This window comes from Janibacter sp. Y6, from assembly GCF_040900765.1.
Classification (GTDB): Bacteria; Actinomycetota; Actinomycetes; order Actinomycetales; family Dermatophilaceae; genus Marihabitans; species Marihabitans melonis.
This window is the reverse complement of record NZ_JAKLYZ010000002.1, coordinates 109,584-126,165: the sequence shown is the minus strand read 5'-3', so window position 1 is coordinate 126,165 and position 16,582 is coordinate 109,584. Positions and strand designations below refer to the sequence as shown.

The 16,582-nt window shown below is 73.3% G+C and carries 12 protein-coding genes and 3 tRNA genes; 3 read left to right on the top strand and 12 right to left on the bottom strand.

Going from position 1 to position 16,582, the window contains the following annotated elements:
• The first annotated feature begins 10 nt into the window (after positions 1-10).
• Together wecB and L6241_RS05525 are read left to right on the top strand one after the other, a co-directional pair.
• Entirely contained in the window at positions 11-1,102 is a 1,092-nt protein-coding gene (wecB, locus tag L6241_RS05530; RefSeq protein WP_123093730.1) for a non-hydrolyzing UDP-N-acetylglucosamine 2-epimerase, read from the top strand.
• Positions 1,099-3,222: an acyltransferase family protein gene (locus L6241_RS05525; RefSeq protein WP_368245301.1), complete on the top strand. Its 2,124-nt coding sequence runs from the start codon at positions 1,099-1,101 to the stop codon at positions 3,220-3,222. The genes wecB and L6241_RS05525 overlap by 4 nt, the downstream gene beginning before the upstream one ends.
• Before the next feature lie 206 nt (positions 3,223-3,428).
• Here L6241_RS05525 and L6241_RS05520 read toward each other — a convergent pair whose 3' ends face one another.
• The 12 genes from L6241_RS05520 to L6241_RS05465 form a co-directional block, all read right to left on the bottom strand.
• The gene (locus L6241_RS05520; protein ID WP_368245300.1) at positions 3,429-5,591 is read right to left on the bottom strand and encodes a glycosyltransferase family 4 protein; all 2,163 of its coding nucleotides are present in this window, start codon (positions 5,589-5,591) and stop codon (positions 3,429-3,431) included.
• A gap of 20 nt (positions 5,592-5,611) precedes the next feature.
• Positions 5,612-7,489, bottom strand: coding sequence for a glycosyltransferase family 2 protein (locus L6241_RS05515; protein ID WP_368245299.1), 1,878 nt, complete (start codon positions 7,487-7,489; stop codon positions 5,612-5,614).
• A 67-nt stretch (positions 7,490-7,556) separates the two neighbouring features.
• Positions 7,557-8,459, bottom strand: a complete 903-nt coding sequence (locus L6241_RS05510; protein ID WP_368245298.1) for a cation diffusion facilitator family transporter — start codon at positions 8,457-8,459, stop codon at positions 7,557-7,559.
• On the bottom strand, positions 8,456-8,860 hold the full coding sequence (locus tag L6241_RS05505; protein WP_368245296.1) for an ArsR/SmtB family transcription factor: 405 nt from the start codon (positions 8,858-8,860) through the stop codon (positions 8,456-8,458). The genes L6241_RS05510 and L6241_RS05505 overlap by 4 nt, the downstream gene beginning before the upstream one ends.
• A 111-nt stretch (positions 8,861-8,971) precedes the next feature.
• Positions 8,972-9,835 carry a DUF1932 domain-containing protein gene (locus tag L6241_RS05500; protein ID WP_368245294.1) on the bottom strand — a complete coding sequence of 288 codons (864 nt, stop codon included), beginning with the start codon at positions 9,833-9,835 and terminating at the stop codon, positions 8,972-8,974.
• Positions 9,836-9,909: 74 nt separating this feature from the next.
• Positions 9,910-11,313, bottom strand: a complete 1,404-nt coding sequence (locus tag L6241_RS05495) for a DUF222 domain-containing protein (protein ID WP_368245292.1) — start codon at positions 11,311-11,313, stop codon at positions 9,910-9,912.
• Between the two features lie 181 nt (positions 11,314-11,494).
• Positions 11,495-12,052: a DUF2231 domain-containing protein gene (locus tag L6241_RS05490; protein ID WP_251718129.1), complete on the bottom strand. Its 558-nt coding sequence runs from the start codon at positions 12,050-12,052 to the stop codon at positions 11,495-11,497.
• Between the two features lie 224 nt (positions 12,053-12,276).
• Positions 12,277-12,350 (bottom strand) — tRNA-Phe (locus L6241_RS05485).
• Positions 12,351-12,375: 25 nt separating this feature from the next.
• Positions 12,376-12,449, bottom strand: a tRNA-Asp gene (locus tag L6241_RS05480).
• A 44-nt stretch (positions 12,450-12,493) separates the two neighbouring features.
• A tRNA-Glu gene (locus L6241_RS05475) sits at positions 12,494-12,566 on the bottom strand.
• A gap of 102 nt (positions 12,567-12,668) precedes the next feature.
• Entirely contained in the window at positions 12,669-13,733 is a 1,065-nt protein-coding gene (locus L6241_RS05470; protein WP_368245290.1) for a PHP domain-containing protein, read from the bottom strand.
• Between the two features lie 88 nt (positions 13,734-13,821).
• Entirely contained in the window at positions 13,822-15,258 is a 1,437-nt protein-coding gene (locus L6241_RS05465; RefSeq protein WP_368245288.1) for a GuaB1 family IMP dehydrogenase-related protein, read from the bottom strand.
• A gap of 40 nt (positions 15,259-15,298) precedes the next feature.
• On the opposite strand from L6241_RS05465, the gene L6241_RS05460 reads away from it, so the two are divergent.
• Positions 15,299-16,555 (top strand): DUF445 domain-containing protein, encoded by a 1,257-nt coding sequence (locus L6241_RS05460; protein WP_368245287.1) that lies wholly within the window; start codon positions 15,299-15,301, stop codon positions 16,553-16,555.
• Positions 16,556-16,582: the final 27 nt, after the last annotated feature.

Here is a 16,582-nt window from a genome sequence, read left to right as displayed (position 1 = left end):
AAGGGCTCTCATGGCTCCGCTTGTCGTGCACGTCACCGGCGCGCGCCCCAACTTCCCCAAGGCCGCTCCGGTCCTCAAGGCGCTCTCCGCCTACCCCGTCGAGCAGCTCCTGGTCCACACGGGTCAGCACTACGACGACAAGATGTCCGACGTCTTCTTCCGTCAGCTCGGCATCCCGAAGCCGGACGTCAACCTCGGCGTCGGCTCCGGTGCGCACGGCGCGCAGACGGCCAAGGTCATGGAGGCCCTCGAGGAGCTCTTCACGCAGCGCCGCCCCGACCTCGTCGTCGTCTACGGCGACGTCAACTCCACGGTGGCCGCCGCGCTCGTCGCCTCGAAGATGGGCATCACCTTCGCCCACGTCGAGGCCGGGCTGCGCTCCTTCGACATGACGATGCCCGAGGAGATCAACCGCCTCGTCACCGACAAGCTCTCCGACCTGCTGCTCACGACGAGCACCGACGCGATCGCGCACCTCGGCAACGAGGGCACGGCGCCGGAGAAGATCCACTTCGTCGGCAACCCGATGATCGACACGCTGCTCACGCACCGCGAGCGCTTCGACGCCGAGGCGGTGCGCGCCGATCTGGGCATCGAGGGCGACTACCTCGTCGCGACCCTCCACCGCCCGGGCAACGTCGACGACCCGGACGACGTCCGCGCGCTCGTCGCCGCGATGCACGCCGTGGCCGACCAGGCCCAGGTCGTCATCCCGCTGCACCCGCGCGGCCGCGCCCGTCTCGAGGAGGCCGGCTTCCTCGACCACCCGGGCATGCGCGTCGTCGACCCGCTCGGCTACCTCGAGTTCATGGGGCTCGTGCGCGGCTCGGTCGGCGTCGTCACCGACTCCGGCGGTGTGCAGGAGGAGACGACCATCCTCGGCGTCCCGTGCCTCACCCTTCGCCCCAACACCGAGCGCCCGGTGACGATCACCCACGGCACCAACCAGCTCGTCACCCGCGACACCCTCGCCGAGCGCGTCCGCGAGATCCTCGCGGCCGGCAAGCTGACGCAGTGGCCGACGCCGCCGCTCTGGGACGGCCACGCCGGCGAGCGCATCGCCGACGTGCTCGCCGGGTCCCTCGGAGTGACCCGGTCGTGAGCGGGGCCCCCGGCGTCGCCGCCCCCGCCGCCGCGAGCGAGGGCCCCTCGGAGGCCAAGCCGGCGAAGAAGCCGCACCTGCGCGGAGACATCGAGGGCCTGCGGGCCGTCGCGGTCGGCACGGTGCTGCTCTTCCACATGGGCGTGCCGTGGGTCGACGGCGGCTTCGCCGGGGTCGACATCTTCTTCGTCATCTCCGGCTTCCTCATCACCTCGCTGCTGCTGCGCGAGGCGGGGCGCAGCGGGAGCATCTCGATCGTCGACTTCTACGCCCGCCGGGCGCGGCGGCTGCTGCCGGCCGCGAGCGTCGTGCTCCTCTTCACCGCGGTCGCCGGGTACCTGCTCATGCCGCCGGCCGGCCGGGGCGACCTCGGCACCGACGTCATCACGGCGACCCTCTACGTCATCAACTGGGGGCTGGCCTTCCGGGCGGTCGACTACCTCAACGAGGGCGCCGACGTCTCGCCGCTGCAGCACTACTGGTCGCTGTCGGTCGAGGAGCAGTACTACGTCTTCTGGCCGGCCATCATCCTCGTCGGGCTCGTCGTGGCCCGGCGTCTCGGCGTGCGCCCGATGCGGATGCTCTTCGGCGTCCTCGCCGTGGTCGCCGCCGCGTCGCTCGCGTACTCGGTCGTGCACACCGCAGCCGACCCCGCGACGGCGTACTTCTACACGACGACGCGCGTGTGGGAGCTCGCCATCGGCGCCCTCACCGCCTTCGCCGTCGACCGCCTGCGGCGCACGCTGTCGCACACGGTCGCGACGGTCATGGCCACCGTCGGGCTGCTGATGATCGCCTACGCGGCGCTCGTCTTCTCCAAGGGCACCCCGTGGCCCGGATCGGCGGCGCTCGTGCCGACCGTGGGCACCGCCCTGGTCATCGCGGCCGGCTGCGCCAGCCAGACGACGATCCCAGCGCGGCTGCTCAGCCTCAAGCCGATGACCTGGCTCGGCGGCCTGTCGTACTCGGTGTACCTGTGGCACTGGCCGCTCATCACCATCGCGGCGGCCCGGTGGCCCGACATCCGCATCCGGCACAAGATCGCGCTCGGCCTGCTCTCCGTCGTCCTCGCCTGGGTGACCAAGAAGCTCGTCGAGGACCCGATCCGCTTCAACAAGGGCATCTCGGCCCAGCCGCGCAAGGCGCTGACCATGGGCGGCGTGCTCATGACGGTCTGCGTGCTCGCGGGCTTCGCCGTCATGCGCACCGTCCCCGACCTCGGGACGACGAAGGACGTCGAGGGCGCGACCGCGCTCGTCGCCGACACCTCGGCCTCGACGTGGGAGGTGCGCTCCGACCCCGAGTCGGTCTTCACCACCTCGGGCGAGCTCACGCCCAACCCCGCCGTCGCGACGAAGGACGTCCCGTCGTACTACGACGACGACTGCCAGGTGCTCGCGGGCGACACGGCCGTCAAGACCTCGTGCACCTACGGCGACACGGGCTCGGACAAGGTCATGGCGCTCGTCGGCGACTCGAAGATGGGCCAGTGGTTCCCGGTCTTCGACGAGATCGCCAAGCGCGAGGGCATGCGGCTGGACCTGTACCTCAAGTCCGCGTGCGCCTTCGGCGAGGGCGCGAGCATCAAGGACGAGTGCGCGGAGTTCACCGGCAACGCCGTGACGGCGATGGGCGAGGGCGACCGCACGCCGGACGTCGTCGTCAGCTCGGCCGGCACGGACGACGCGAAGGCCGCCGACCTGGCCGCCCCGCTGAAGACGCTCCAGGACGGCGGTGCGAAGGTCGTCGTCCTCTCGGACAACATCCACCCCGGCTCCGAGGTCTACAACTGCGTGGCCGAGGCCGGTGACGGCGACTACGCGTCGTGCGGCTTCCCGCGCGAGGACACCGACGCGAGCCTGGGCCAGGCCGCCGACGAGCTCGGCGCGACCTTCGTGCCCGTCGACGAGTGGATCTGCCCCGAGGGCGTCACGCAGTGCCCGCCGGCCGTCGCCGGCACGCTCGTCTACCGCCAGGGCTCGCACGTCACCGCGACCTACGCCCGGACGATGACGCCGATCATCTGGCGCCAGCTCTCCGCGGCCAAGGTCACCTCCACCCCCGTCGCCGACATCACCGTCGACGACATCCCCGCCCCCACCGGCTCCGCCAAGGGCTGAGCGGGGGTCGAGCAGGGCGAAGGGGGAGCCGAGAGGCTCCCCCTTCGTCATGTCCGAGGGGTGCCGCCCGAGACCACTACCCTCTCGCTGGTCGAGGTGCGACGGGCGCCCTGCGCCCGAGCCTCGAGACCACCGGCGCCCCCCCCGCCAATCGAAGAAGGATCGTCACCTCGAGGTGACGATCCTTCGTCGAACCAGCGGCGAGATCAGCCGAGCAGGCGGTGGTACTCGCGGTCGACGATCTGGGTGACGTCGCTCCAGTCGCGCTCGGCGAGGACCCACTCGCGGGCCTGGCGGCCCATCCGCTCGCGCAGCTCGGGGTCGTCGAGGTAGCGGCGGATCTGGGTGGCCAGCGAGCCGGCGTCGCCCTTGTCGAAGACGAGACCGCGCTCGTCGGCCTTGATGATCTCGGCGAGCGCAGCGACCGAGCTCGAGATCATCGCCTTGCCCATCGCCATCGACTCGAAGGGCTTGATCGGGCTGATGAGCTCGCAGACCGGCAGCGGCAGGCGCATGAGCGGGGTGATCTGGAAGATCGAGAGGTACCGCGCGACGTCCTCGTGGGGCACGCGCCCGGTGAAGGTCACGACGTCCATGACGTCGAGCTCGCGGGCCAGCCGGTGCAGGAAGCCCTCGTGGTGGCCGTCGCCGACGATGATGACCGCGAAGTCCGAGCGCTCGGTCTTCAGCTGGGCCGCGGCGCGCAGCAGCAGCTCGATGCCCTCGTAGTCGACGAGGCTGCCGGCGTAGCCGATGACCGTCTTGCCCTGGATCCCCAGCTCGTCGATGAGCGCCTGGTCGGGCTCGCGCGGCTCGAACTGGCTCGTGTGCACGCCGTTGGGCAGCACCTTGATGCGGTCGGCGGGGCCGCCGCGGGCGATCATCTCCTCGCGCAGCGCCTCGGTGATGACGAAGGTGAGGTCGGCGTTCTGGACGACGTGCAGCTCGAGCGTCGTCATGTACCGGTACGCGTCGGTGCGGCCGAAGGCCGGGTTGCGCGAGATCTTCATGAGGTCCTCGAGACCGCGCATCTCGTAGACGAAGGGGATGCCCAGGCGGCGGGCGGCGCGCAGACCGGCGAGCCCGTTGTTCTGGAAGCTGCTCGCGTGGATGAGCCCGGCGCGGTGCTCGCGGGCGGTCTCCTCGATGCGGCGGGCGAAGCGCTCGATGTACCCGGCCATCGGCACGGTCTCGTAGACCCGCTCGCCCGGCTCGAGCAGACGCACGTAGGGCACGCCGTCGACGACGTCGCGCTCCTCGACGACCCGCTTGTCGGTCGGCGACCAGAAGTCGTAGGGGAAGCCGAGGCGGGTCGCGGCCTGCATGTCCCAGCCGAGGGCCCGCAGACCGGTGAGGACGCCGTGGCTGCGGGTCGCGTAGCCGCCGGAGCGGTGGGGCAGCGACTGGGCGAGCACGGAGAGCACGGCGCCGGGACGCGGCTCGTAGGAGCGCTCCTGCGCCTCGTCGACCGGCCAGCCGGTGCGCCCGATGGCGATCTGGTCGCTCACGCGGGCGTGCAGGGCGCGGGCGCGCTTGTCGTTGCGCTCCTCGATGACCCGGCCGGCGATCGTCTGGGCGGTGTCGAGCCAGCCGGCGCGGGCCGCCTTCGCCGCCATGGGCAGGACGTTCTTGTGGTGGATCGCGCGCAGGTGGTCCGCGGGGGCGGCCGCGTAGAGCTCGCGCAGCTCGTCGTACCCGGCGATCTCGTTGAGCAGGGTGACGGCGGCCTTGAACTTCACCTGCCCGCCCTCCTGCCCGACGGCGAAGGCCTCCGCCGCCTGAGCCTCGCGGTCGCCGGCAGAGCGGATGCGGGTCTCGGCCTTGATCCGGTCGAGGCTGGAGCGGGTGTAGCTGACCTGCCAGCTCTCGACGTGGTCGATGAAGCGCTGCGCGACCACGGGGTCGGAGGTCGAGAACCACGAGATGATCCGCTCGGCGTCGCGCGTCGTGCTCGGCACGACGGTCATCGCGAGCTCGCGGGCCCGGTCGTGCAGCTCGTCGTCGTGACCACGGCGGGCCACGGCGAGGACGAGGCCGGCCGCCTCGGCGTCCGGGCCGAGGTCGAGCGCGCTCCGCGCGTGCGGCAGGGCGAGGTCGACCTCGCCGAGGTTGAGGTGGCTCCACGCGAGCATCGCGTGCCCGGTCGCGCCGAGCGCCGGCTCGGGCAGGCGCGACAGCAGGCGCACGCCGCGGGCGTGCTGCGAGCCGTTGACCATGAGCATCCGCGCCTGGGTGAAGACGGCGCGCTGCCCGACCGCGCCCCCGGAGGAGGGCAGGGTCGCGACGGGCCCGAGCGGGGCACGACGCACGACGGCTCGTGCGGCGCGGCGCCCTGCGCTCTTGGCGGATGCGGGGTCGATGCTGGCCATGGTGTCCTTCGAGTCGACGATCAGATGCTGACGTGCGTGGTGGGGTCGCCGTAGAAGAGCAGGCGGCCCGTGGCGGTGAAGAAGGTCGAGTCGGTGACCGTCCACGTGTGGGCGAGGCGGTCGTCGCCGCGCACCGACACGTAGTTGTACCGGTCGCCGGAGTAGATGCGCACGCCGGCCTCGGCGCTGCGGTCGAGGATGTCGGAGTCGACGGCGCGAGGGATGTCGGAGAAGCGCACGTCGCGCACGACGTCGCCGGCGAAGAGCATCGACCCGCCCTGGATGCGGCGCTCGTAGCGGTGCTCAGAGTCGGGGTAGCGCAGGACGACGGCGCCGGTGGAGCGCAGCCACACGTAGTGCGCCCACTTCCCGACGACCCCGGCGTCGGTGTACGCGAAGGTCGCGAGCAGGTCGGAGAGGTAGCCCGGGCCGTAGATGTTGTCGTCGTCCATCTTCGCGACGTACTGGCCGCTCGCGGCGTCGACGCCGAGATTCATGCACGCGCCGAGCGTGAGACCGGCGTCGGCGTGCACGAGGGTGAGGTGCTCGACCCCGGCGTGCTGCGCGCGGCGACGCAGGTCCTCGTCGTCGGTGTCGAGGCCGTGGAGCACGAGGACGAGCTCGAGCGCCTCGTGGCGCTGACGGCCCAGGTTGGCGAAGACGTTGTCGAGCTCGTGGGTGCGGTTGGTCGGCACGACGGCGGAGATCGTCGGCACCGTGAGCGGCGTCGCTCGGTCGGGCAGCACGGCCTGGGTGATCGCCCGGGCGCGGTGCGCCGCGGTGTGCCCCTGGAGCACGGCGCGCTGGAGGAGGAGGCCCTCGCGGGAGACGAGCTCCTCCTGGTGGATCCGGGCGACGACCTCGCTGCGCAGGGACTTCTCGTCCTCGACGCGGGGGACGAGCGCTGCGATCTCGGGCGGGGCGGCGCTCGTGAGGGAGGTGAGACCGACGACGGGGGTGCGGGCGGTCGCCGCGGCCACGGTGGTCCACGCCGAGCCGGGGGCGCCGTCGCCGAGGTCGACGAGCACGCGTGCGTCGGCGAGGACACCGGCCTCCGCGGCCCACGGGCCGTGGGCGACCTGGCGCTCGGCGAGGGTCGGCGGGAGGGTGACCGAGGCGGACTTGCCGGACAGCCGCACCAGGGCGGCCTGGCTCGGGGGGAGCGGGGCGATGCCGCGAGCGACCTCGCGCAGCGCGGTGTCGTCACCGAGGCGGCCGAAGCCGTCGACGACGAGCAGGGCCCCACCGCGACGGGTCGTCGTCTCGTCGTCGCGGGCGAGCCCGGACTGGCGCGGCTGACCGGCGGCGGGCCACAGCTGGGCGGCGGTCCCGGCGCCCTCGAGGGCGGAGACGGTGGCCTCGTCGACCCCGCCGACGACGTCGGCCGCGACGAGCAGCTCGGTCGGGGGGACGGCCCGGTCGGTGACCCACAGGGCGATCCGCGCGCCTGCGTCACGGGCGGCCGACAGGGCGGTGACGAGCTCGTCGACCGCACCGGTCCACCCGGTGACGGCGCCGGCGCAGTGCTCGACGAGGACGAGGTCGGGGCCGGTGCCCTCGAGCGTCGCCCGCCAGCCGTGCCGGTCGAAGGGGTGCTGGCGCCACTCGGGCGCGAGGAGCTCGGCCAGCCGCGGGCTGACCGCTGCGGCGACGTCGAGATCGAGGGGGGCGAAGGGGGAGTGCGGCGCCTCGACGGAGGTGACCGGTCGCCCTTCGACGACCCGGTGCGGACCGCTCGGGCGGGCCGGCTTGGGCGCCGGTGCCGGGGTCGCGGGCTGCGCGGGGGCCGGCGCGGCGGCGCGGGGGTCGGCTGCGGGCGCCGCGGCCGACGCCAGCGTGGTGGCGCTGCGGGCGACGGCTCGGCGCAGCTTGGTCACGGCGGAGTCCCTGGTGCTCACGGGCACACATCCTCGCACCCCGCGTGGCGCGCGCCACTCTGGCGCACCGCGCCGGACGCAGCGCAGGTCACCAGTCGACGCCCTGGCACTGCCGAGAGCCCCGGGTCTCGACCTGCAGGGTGGCGTGCGCGATGCCGAAGCGCTCGCGCAGCACGGCGCTCGCCGCGACGAGGACGCCGTCCGCGTCGTCGTCGGCGACGAGGTGGGCCGTGGCGACGTCCATGCCCGAGGTGAGGGTCCACACGTGGAGGTCGTGGACCTCGGCGACCCCGTCGACGGACTCGAGCGCGCGGGTCACGTCGTCGGGCACGACCCCTGCCGGGGCGTGCTGACCGAGGACGGCGAGCACCTCTCGACCGAGGTGGAGCGCGCGGACGAGGACGAAGACGCCGATCGCGAGGGCGACGACGGTGTCCCAGACCGCCGAGCCCGTCGTCATGACGAGCAGCGCTGCGGCGACGACACCGACCGAGCCGACGGTGTCGGCGACGACCTCGAGGTAGGCGCCCTTGACGTTGAGGCTCTCCCCGGCCCCGCCGCGCAGGAGGAGCAGGGCGACGACGTTGACGGCGAGGCCGAGCCCGCCGACGACGAGCATCGCCGTCGAGCCCACCTCGGGGGCCGAGCCGATCCGGCTCAGCGCCTCGACGACGACGTAGACCGAGACCCCGATCATCATGAGGACAGCGAAGCCGGAGGCGAAGATCTCGGCGCGGTAGGAGCCGAAGGTACGCCGCCCGGTCGTGTCAGGACGCGTCGCGACCCGCGTGGCGACGAGCGCCGCCCCGAGCGTCACGACGTCGGCGGCCATGTGGCCGGCGTCGGAGAGCAGTGCGAGCGAGCCCGAGACCAGGCCCGCGGCCAGCTCGACGCCGAAGAAGGAGCCGACGAGCACGAAGGCGACGAGCAGGCGCCACCGGTGCCGTCCGCCGGCGTGCCCCGCCGCGCCGTGCGAGTGCCCGCCGCTCATCGGCGCGGCTGGGTCGGGGCGTCGTCGGGCGCGGCCGTGTGGACGACGTGCTGGCGGGTGACGTCGAGGAGCATCCGCACGTGCCCGTCGGAGAGCCGGTAGTAGACGTTGCGACCCTCGCGCCGTCCGGTGACGACCCCGGAGGCCCGCAGCATCCGCAGCGACTGGCTCACCGTCGACTCGGCGGTGCTCGTCGACGCGGCGAGGTCGCAGACGCAGAGCTCGCCGGCCTCGAGGAGGGCGTAGAGCAGCCGGGCTCGCGTCGGGTCGCCGAGCAGCCGGAAGACGCCGGTGACGGTCGCGAGCTCGTCGGGGTCGGGCGCCGCGGCGAGCACGAGCGCGACCTTGTCGGGGTGGACGCTCTCGACCGCGCACCCGTCGAGCGAGGAGACCGGGCGCATGAGCCCTCCATGTATGAGCGGATGATCAGATGTCATCGTCGGCGAGGGGCGTCCGGGAGTCAAGCCGCCCTGGTGCGGTCGGTGCCGGGAGAGCGGCGGGTCGGTGCCCGGTCAGCGGCGCCTGGTGAGGGCGTCCAGCACCGCGTCGAGATCGGTCGCGCTCGCGGCCTCCTCGGGGGTCGCGGCGCCCGCCGCGCTCGCGTCCGCTCGTTCGAAGACCTCCGCGACGGCCTCGTACAGCTCTGAGCCGGCACCGGCCGCCGCCTGGGTGCTCGCGATCTCGCGCATCTCGGCCGGGAAGCGGTCGGACTTCGAGGCGGCGACGGCCAGGTCGCGGGCGAGGTGCGCGGTGAGCTCGGGGGTGCCCGTCGAGAGGTCCGCGACGACCGCGTCGAGCACCCCGTGGTGCCGCGCGGTGAGCAGGGACTGCAGGAGCAGGGCCTTGGTGCCCTTGTAGATCGCCGCGGTGCTCATCTTCGTCGCCGAGGCGGCACCGACCTCGCTGCCGACGACCACCGCGCGCAGGCCGGGTGCGGCGAGATCGGCGAAGGGGGAGCAGCTCGCCCCGGAGAGGAAGAGCGCGGTGTCGCCGTCCGGCCGCGGCGGCGGGCCGCTGATCGCGCCGTCGACGACGACGCACCCCACGCCGTCCAGGACGGACGCGACCTGCGCCATGGTCACCGGGGAGATCGCGTTGAGGTCGGCGATGACGGGGGTGCTCCCGGTGCGACGGACCGCGGCCGCGATCTGCTCGGCCTGGGTCACCGCGTGCGCCGGGGGCACGACGCTGACGACCGCGTCGCTTGCCATGACGACCTCCTCCAGCGAGCCGAGGGCGGTGAGGTCGCCGGCAAGGTCACGCGTGCGTGCGCTGCGTCCGTCGAGGCTCGTCACGACCTCGACCCCCGCCGAGCGCCAGGCGCGTCCGAGCGCACTGCCCATCGCGCCGGGCCAGAGGATGCCGATGGTCGTCATGGCCTGATCCTGCCAGCGCCCGTGGCTGGCGGGCCGTCACCGCGGTCTCTGCCCACGCCGGCGCGGGGTCGTCCTCAGCCAGCTCGGGGGAGGATCGTCAGGGCGTGGTCGTAGGAGCCGGGGGTGAGGTCCCAGACGACGTGTGGTGGCCCGTTGTCGGGTGGCTGGGTGTCGAGGTGTCCGTGGAGGCGGCGGGTGTGGACGATGGTGTGGTGGCGGGCGCACAGCAGGGCGGAGTTGGTGGTGTCGGTGGGTCCGCCGTCGGCCCAGTGGATGAGGTGGTGGGCGTCGGTCCATCGGGCGGGGGTGGTGCATCCGGGGTAGGTGCAGCCGCCGTCGCGCAGCCACAGCTGGCGGGTCATGGCGGGGGTGACAAGCCGGACCGCGGTGCCTTGGTCGAGGACCTGGCTGCGGCTGCCCAGGACGACGGGGATGACCTCGGCGTCACAGGCCAGGCGGCGGATGGTGTCGGGCGCGAGGAGGGTGCCGGTGTCGAGGCCGCCGAGGGTGCGCGCCGCACCGGTGCGTGCACGGAGGTCGTCGTAGGTCATGGTGAGCAGCAGGGTGGCCTTGGCGCCGCGTCCGGCCCTGGTGTCCATGCCTGCCACCGCGGTGCGGACGAGGTCGAGGAGAGCGTCGGCGCGGCGCTGGTCGCTGGTGCGCAGGTCGGGCTCGCGGGTGCCGGTGTCCTCGTCCTGGGTCGGGGCTGGTGCGGACAGGGCCTCGATGGCGGCCTCGAGGGCGGCGGCGCCCTCGGGGTCGAGGACGAGCCGGTACTCGTGCAGCCCGTCGTCGACGACGGGTCGGGAGAGGCTGCGCCCGCGGCGCAGGCGGTCCTGCTCGGTCTGCAGCTCGCCGGGGGCGCCGTGGCTCGCGAGCAGCTCGGGGCGCACCGACCGCACACCTGCCGATCCGTGCAGGCGGCCCATCTCGATCATCGCGGTCAGGACGGTGTCGCGGGCGCCGTCGACCAGGCGCGACTCGATCCGGGAGATCTCGGTGATGACGGTGCGCGCCACCGGCAGGGTCAAAATGCCGGACTCGACGGCGTCGCGCAGCAGGGTGTTGACGGGTCGGGACAGGTCGAGCACGGCCTGGGCGATGGTGCCGCACCCTCCTTGGCGGGTGCTCACGGCGTGCTCCCTGACCCAGGCCGCTAGGGACGGCGCGTCGGACTGGGCGACCTCACCGCGCATGTGCGCTTCCGCGGTGACGACGTAGCGCCCAGCAGCGGCGAGGGTGGTCAGCTCGTCCAGGACGCCCATGACCTCGACGAGCTCGGACCCGCACGCCTGGTGGATCGCGTTGCTCAAGCCGCGCAAGGCCCGCACCGCCGCGTCGAGCGCGTCACGGCGCTCGGCCCAGGTGATCGGGTCGTCGGGCGCGGTGCCGGCGGTAGTGGCGGTCGCCTGTCGGATCGGGACGCCTGGAGCGGGACCAGCACAGACCAGGCCACCTGCAGCGCTGCCCGCGGGCACGGACCACACACCCCTGACGGGGGTGGTCGGAGCGGGCGCCGGTGCCATGGACCAACGCTAGGGGCGACCACCGACAACGCATCGAGCCCTGATGACGCACCCGAGCCCTGACGACGCACCCGAGCCCGACGACATCCCGGGAGCGGACCCTCCCCGGCGAACGGGCATCCCCCGAGGTGGCTCAGCTCTCGTCGAAGGCGGGGTGGTTGCTCGCGACGTCGCGAGCCGACGCGAGGTGGCCGCCGAGGTACGCGCCGACCCCGGAGACGGTCGCGCCGACGAGGGCGAGCCGGGCCCCGGTGCTGTGCCGGCCGCTGCGCCGGGCCAGCCACGACCCGGTGTACGCGCCGATCGCCACGGCGTTGGTCGCGGCGTGGACGAGGCCGACCCGCTTGTCGCGCCGCCCGGTCTGCGACCACTCCGCCCAGCCGGTCCAGGCCGTCGGGCCGACGGCGAGCAGCCCGACGCCCACGAGCGTCTTCGCCGCGGTCGAGGACTCGCGCCCGCCCACGAGGTCGAGGACGCTCGCCGAGACCCACGGGCCGACGACGAGGTCGGTGAGGATGGGGTGCAGCGCGTGCCCGAGCCACTCGCCCCGCAGCAGCTCGCCCCGTGCCCCGTTGCCGAAGGCGGCCTGGATGCTCGGCTCGATCGCGTCGACGACCCCGTCGAGACCGGTCGTCTCCTCGAGCCGGCGGGTCCACCGCACGATCGCGGGGGTGTGCTCCGTGAGGCTCATCGCTGCTCCTTCGCCCGGGGTGCGGCGCGGATGCGCCGCCCTCACCGTGCCCCGGCCGAAGGGGGTGGCTGCACACCCGTACGGGTGGCCCCCTTCGCCCCGCTCGACCCGGTCGCCCTTCGCATGGCTCGACCCAGTCCCCTTCGCCTCGGAGGTCCCCACCGTCCCGGAGCACGCGAAAGGCGCCACGCGATGTGCGTGGCGCCTTCGTGAGGTGCGATGTGTGGCCAGGGGCGGGGTCGAACCGCCGACCTTCCGATTTTCAGTCGGACGCTCGTACCAACTGAGCTACCTGGCCGAGTCACGTCCGACGACGTGACGAGCGACCCCGACGGGACTCGAACCCGCGACCTCCGCCGTGACAGGGCGGCGCGCTAACCAACTGCGCTACGGGGCCTTGATGGTGCAAGGCCGATGTGCTGCGATCAAACCAGTACTGCGTATCCCCAACGGGATTCGAACCCGTGCTACCGCCGTGAAAGGGCGGGGTCCTAGGCCGCTAGACGATGGGGACCAATCTCTTGGACCCCTCGCCACGCAGCAGGCAGCGCCCGGATCCGTCGAGGACGTTCAGGAGCATACGTGCCGATCGGCGCGGATGCCAAAACGGCCCCGCTCACCCCCGTCGGCGGGCCGACCACTCGAGCAGCCGCTCGACCTCCCACGTCGTGATGATGCGGTCGGCCTCGATGCCCAGGGCCGCCGCCCGCGCGCACCCGTAGGCCTTCATCTCCAGCTGGCCGGGGGCGTGCGCGTCGGAGTCGATCGCGAAGGTGCAGCCCATCTCGGAGGCGAGCATCAGCAGCTCGTCGGGCGGGTCGCAGCGCTCGGGGCGGCTGTTGATCTCGACGGCGACGTCGTGCTCGAGGCACGCGCGGAAGACGGCCTCGGCGTCGAAGTCGCTCTGCGGCCGCGTGCCTCGGCCGCCGGTGACGAGACGCCCGGTGCAGTGGCCGAGGACGTCGACCCGGGGGTTGGTCACCGCGCCGAGCATCCGCGTGGTCATCGCGCCGCCGGGCATGCGCAGCTTGCTGTGGACGCTCGCGGTGACGACGTCGAGCCGGCCGAGCATCTCCTCGCTCTGGTCGAGAGCGCCGTCGTCGAGGATGTCGACCTCGATGCCCTTGAGCAGACGGAAGCGGTCGCCGAGCGCGTCGTTGATCCCGTCGACGAGGGTGAGCTGCTTGGCGAGGCGCTCGGCGCTCAGCCCGTTGGCGATGCGCAACCGGGGGGAGTGGTCGGTGAGCACCTGCCACTCCTGGCCGAGCTCGACGGCGGCGAGGACCATCTCCTGGATCGGCGAGCCGCCGTCGGACCAGTCGGAGTGGGTGTGGCAGTCGCCGACGACGGCCTCGAAGAGCGCAGCGCCGTCGTCGTCGAGCTCGACGAGCGGACCGCCGTGCTCGTCCTGCTGGCGCTCGAGGTAGGCGGGCAGCTCACCGGCGACGGCCTGCTCGATGACGCCGGCCGTCGAGGAGCCGATGCCCGGGAGGTCCGTGAGGGTGCCCTGGCGGGCCCGCTCGGCGATCTCGTCCTCCCCGACCTCGGCGACGACCTTCGCCGCCCCGCGGAAGGCCTCGACCCGGCGGCTGTGCTGCCGGCTGCGCTCGAGGACGAAGGCGGTGCGCCGCAGCGCCTCGTGGGGGCCGACCCCGGCCTCGAGGGGGCTCAGCGAGTGCACGTCGACCCCCCTTCGCCGCCGGCTACCACGCAGTACTGGTCGTGATCGCGACCAGTACTGCGCCGTAGCGCGCGGGGGAGCCGGGTGGTCACCACGACGTGTGGAGCGGGCGGCCCTCGGCGTAGCCCGCGGTCGACTGGACGCCCACGAGGGCGCGGGAGCGGAACTCCTCGAGGGAGGCGGCGCCCGCGTAGGTGCACGAGCTGCGCACGCCGGCGACGATCTGGTCGATGACGTCCTCGACGCTCGGCCGGGCCGGGTCGACGTACATCCGGGCCGTCGAGATGCCCTCCTCGAAGAGGCCCTTGCGGGCCCGCTCGAAGGGGGAGTCCTCGGCCGTGCGGTTGCGCACGGCCCGGGCGGAGGCCATGCCGAAGGACTCCTTGTAGCGCCGTCCGTCGGCGTCGGTGAAGAGGTCGCCGGGCGACTCGAGCGTCCCGGCGAACCACGAGCCGATCATGACGTTGCTCGCGCCGGCAGCCAGCGCGAGGGCGACGTCACGGGGGTGCCGCACGCCGCCGTCGGCCCACACGTGGGCGCCGAGCTCGCGCGCCGCGGCGGAGCACTCGAGGACGGCGGAGAGCTGGGGGCGGCCGACCGCCGTCATCATCCGCGTCGTGCACATCGCGCCCGGCCCGACGCCGACCTTGACGATGTCGGCGCCCGCCTCGACGAGCTCGCGGGTGCCCTCCGCGGAGACGACGTTGCCGGCGACGACCGGCACCTGCGGGTCGAGCGCGCGGACCGCCGCGAGCGCGTCGAACATCTTCGTCTGGTGGCCGTGCGCCGTGTCGACGACGAGCACGTCGACGCCCGCGTCGAGCAGGGCCTGTGCCTTGCCGGCGACGTCGCCGTTGATGCCGACGGCGGCACCGACGCGCAGCCTGCCCTGCGCGTCGAGGGCCGGGCGGTAGAGCGAGGAGCGCACGGCGCCCATGCGGGTCTGGATGCCGACGAGCCGACCGTCGGCCCCGACGACGGGGGCGACGCGGCGGCGGGCGTGGTGCAGCTCGTCGTACGCGGCAGCCGGGTCGTGGTCCTCGGCGAGCGTGACGACCTCGGTCTGCATGACGTCGCGCACCTGGGTGAAGCGGTCCACCCCGTCGAGGTCGCTGTCGGTGACGATGCCGACCGGGCGGCCGTCGACGGTGACGACGCCGGCGCCGTGGGCGCGCTTGTGGATGAGGACGAGCGCCTCGCCGGCCGTGACGGTCGGGTCGAGCTCGATCGCGGTGTCGTGCACGAGGTGGCGCGACTTCACCCACGCGACGACCTCGGCGACGACATCGGTCGGGATGTCCTGCGGGATGATCGTCAGCCCGCCGCGGCGGGCGGTCGTCTCGGCCATCCGCCGCCCGGCGATGGCCGTCATGTTCGCGACGACGAGCGGGATCGTCGTCCCCGTGCCGTCGACGCTCGCGAGGTCGACGCCGTGCCGCGAGGTGATCTCGCTGCGGCGCGGCACCATGAAGACGTCGTCGTAGGTGAGGTCATGGGGCGGCTGATGTCCGGGCAGGAAGTCCACCCGGCGAGTCTAGGGAGCCGGGCTGGGGTTGAATCGCCCCGTGAGCTTCCTCGTCGAGACCCCCGCGGACCAGGCCCGACGGGCCGGTCTCCGCCGCATGCGCGTGGTCGCCACCTCCCTGCTCGTCCTCGCCGCGGTCGTCTACCTGCTCACCGTGCGGATGGACCACGACGGCGTGTGGGGCTACGTCAACACCGCTGCCGAGGCGGCGATGGTCGGCGCGATGGCCGACTGGTTCGCCGTCACCGCGCTCTTCAAGCACCCGCTCGGCCTGCCGATCCCGCACACCGCGCTCATCAAGCGGCGCAAGGACGAGCTCGGTCGCAGCCTCGAGGAGTTCGTCGCGCAGAACTTCCTCACGGAGGAGATCGCCCGCGAGCGTCTCGCGAGCGCAGAGGTCGGGCTGCGGCTGGGACGCTGGCTCGCCCGCCCGGCGAGCCGCGAGCGCGTGCTCACGGGGATCGCCCGCGCCGGTCGCCCGGCCCTGGAGCGCATGTCCGACGAGGACGTCGAGGACTTCCTCACCTCGCTGCTCCTGCCGCGCCTGGCCCGCGAGCCGATCAGCCCGATCGCGGGCTCGCTGCTCGACTCCGTCGTCGCCCACGGCACCCACGCCGGGCTCGTCGACCTCGGGCTCGACCAGGTCGGTGCCTGGCTGGCGGAGAACCCCGAGGCCTTCGCCGACGTCGTCGGCGAGAAGGCCCCGTGGTGGACCCCGCCGTGGCTCGACGACCGCGTCATCGGCTGGGGCTACAAGCAGGCCGTCGAGTGGCTCGCCGAGGTGCGCAGCGACCGCGACCACCCCGCCCGCAAGGCGCTCGACGACCTCCTGCGCCGGCTCGCCGACGACCTCCAGCACGACCCCGACGTGCAGGCCAGCGCCGAGCGGCTCAAGGAGGCGCTGCTCGCCCACCCGCAGGTGCCCCGCAGCGCCGTCGCGATCTGGCAGTCGCTCAAGGTCGCGCTCGTCGGCGCGATGGAGGACCGCGACAGCTACTTCTGGTCCCGCGGCGAGGAGCTGCTCGCCCACCTCGGCGAGCACCTCGAGCAGGACCCGGCCTGGCGCGACCGGCTCGAGGGCCATCTCGGCGAGGCCGTCGCCTTCGCCGTGAACACCTACGGCGACGAGCTCGCCCAGGTCATCTCCGTCACCGTCGGCCGGTGGGACGCCGACGAGGCGAGCAGCCGCATCGAGCTCTACGTCGGGCGCGACCTGCAGTTCATCCGGATCAACGGCACGGTCGTCGGCGCCCTCGTCGGTCTCGTCATCCACGCCGTGAGCCAGCTCGTCACGTAGACCGGAGGACGGATGCGCACTGGTGTG

Bases quoted from the DNA above. Each gene is read 5' to 3' on its own strand.
- wecB (WP_123093730.1), top strand. From the start codon at position 11: ATGGCTCCGCTTGTCGTGCACGTCACCGGCGCGCGCCCCAACTTCCCC.
- L6241_RS05520 (WP_368245300.1), bottom strand. From the start codon at position 5,591: ATGGCCAGCATCGACCCCGCATCCGCCAAGAGCGCAGGGCGCCGCGCC.
- L6241_RS05510 (WP_368245298.1), bottom strand. From the start codon at position 8,459: ATGAGCGGCGGGCACTCGCACGGCGCGGCGGGGCACGCCGGCGGACGG.
- L6241_RS05505 (WP_368245296.1), bottom strand. From the start codon at position 8,860: ATGCGCCCGGTCTCCTCGCTCGACGGGTGCGCGGTCGAGAGCGTCCAC.
- L6241_RS05500 (WP_368245294.1), bottom strand. From the start codon at position 9,835: ATGACGACCATCGGCATCCTCTGGCCCGGCGCGATGGGCAGTGCGCTC.
- L6241_RS05490 (WP_251718129.1), bottom strand. From the start codon at position 12,052: ATGAGCCTCACGGAGCACACCCCCGCGATCGTGCGGTGGACCCGCCGG.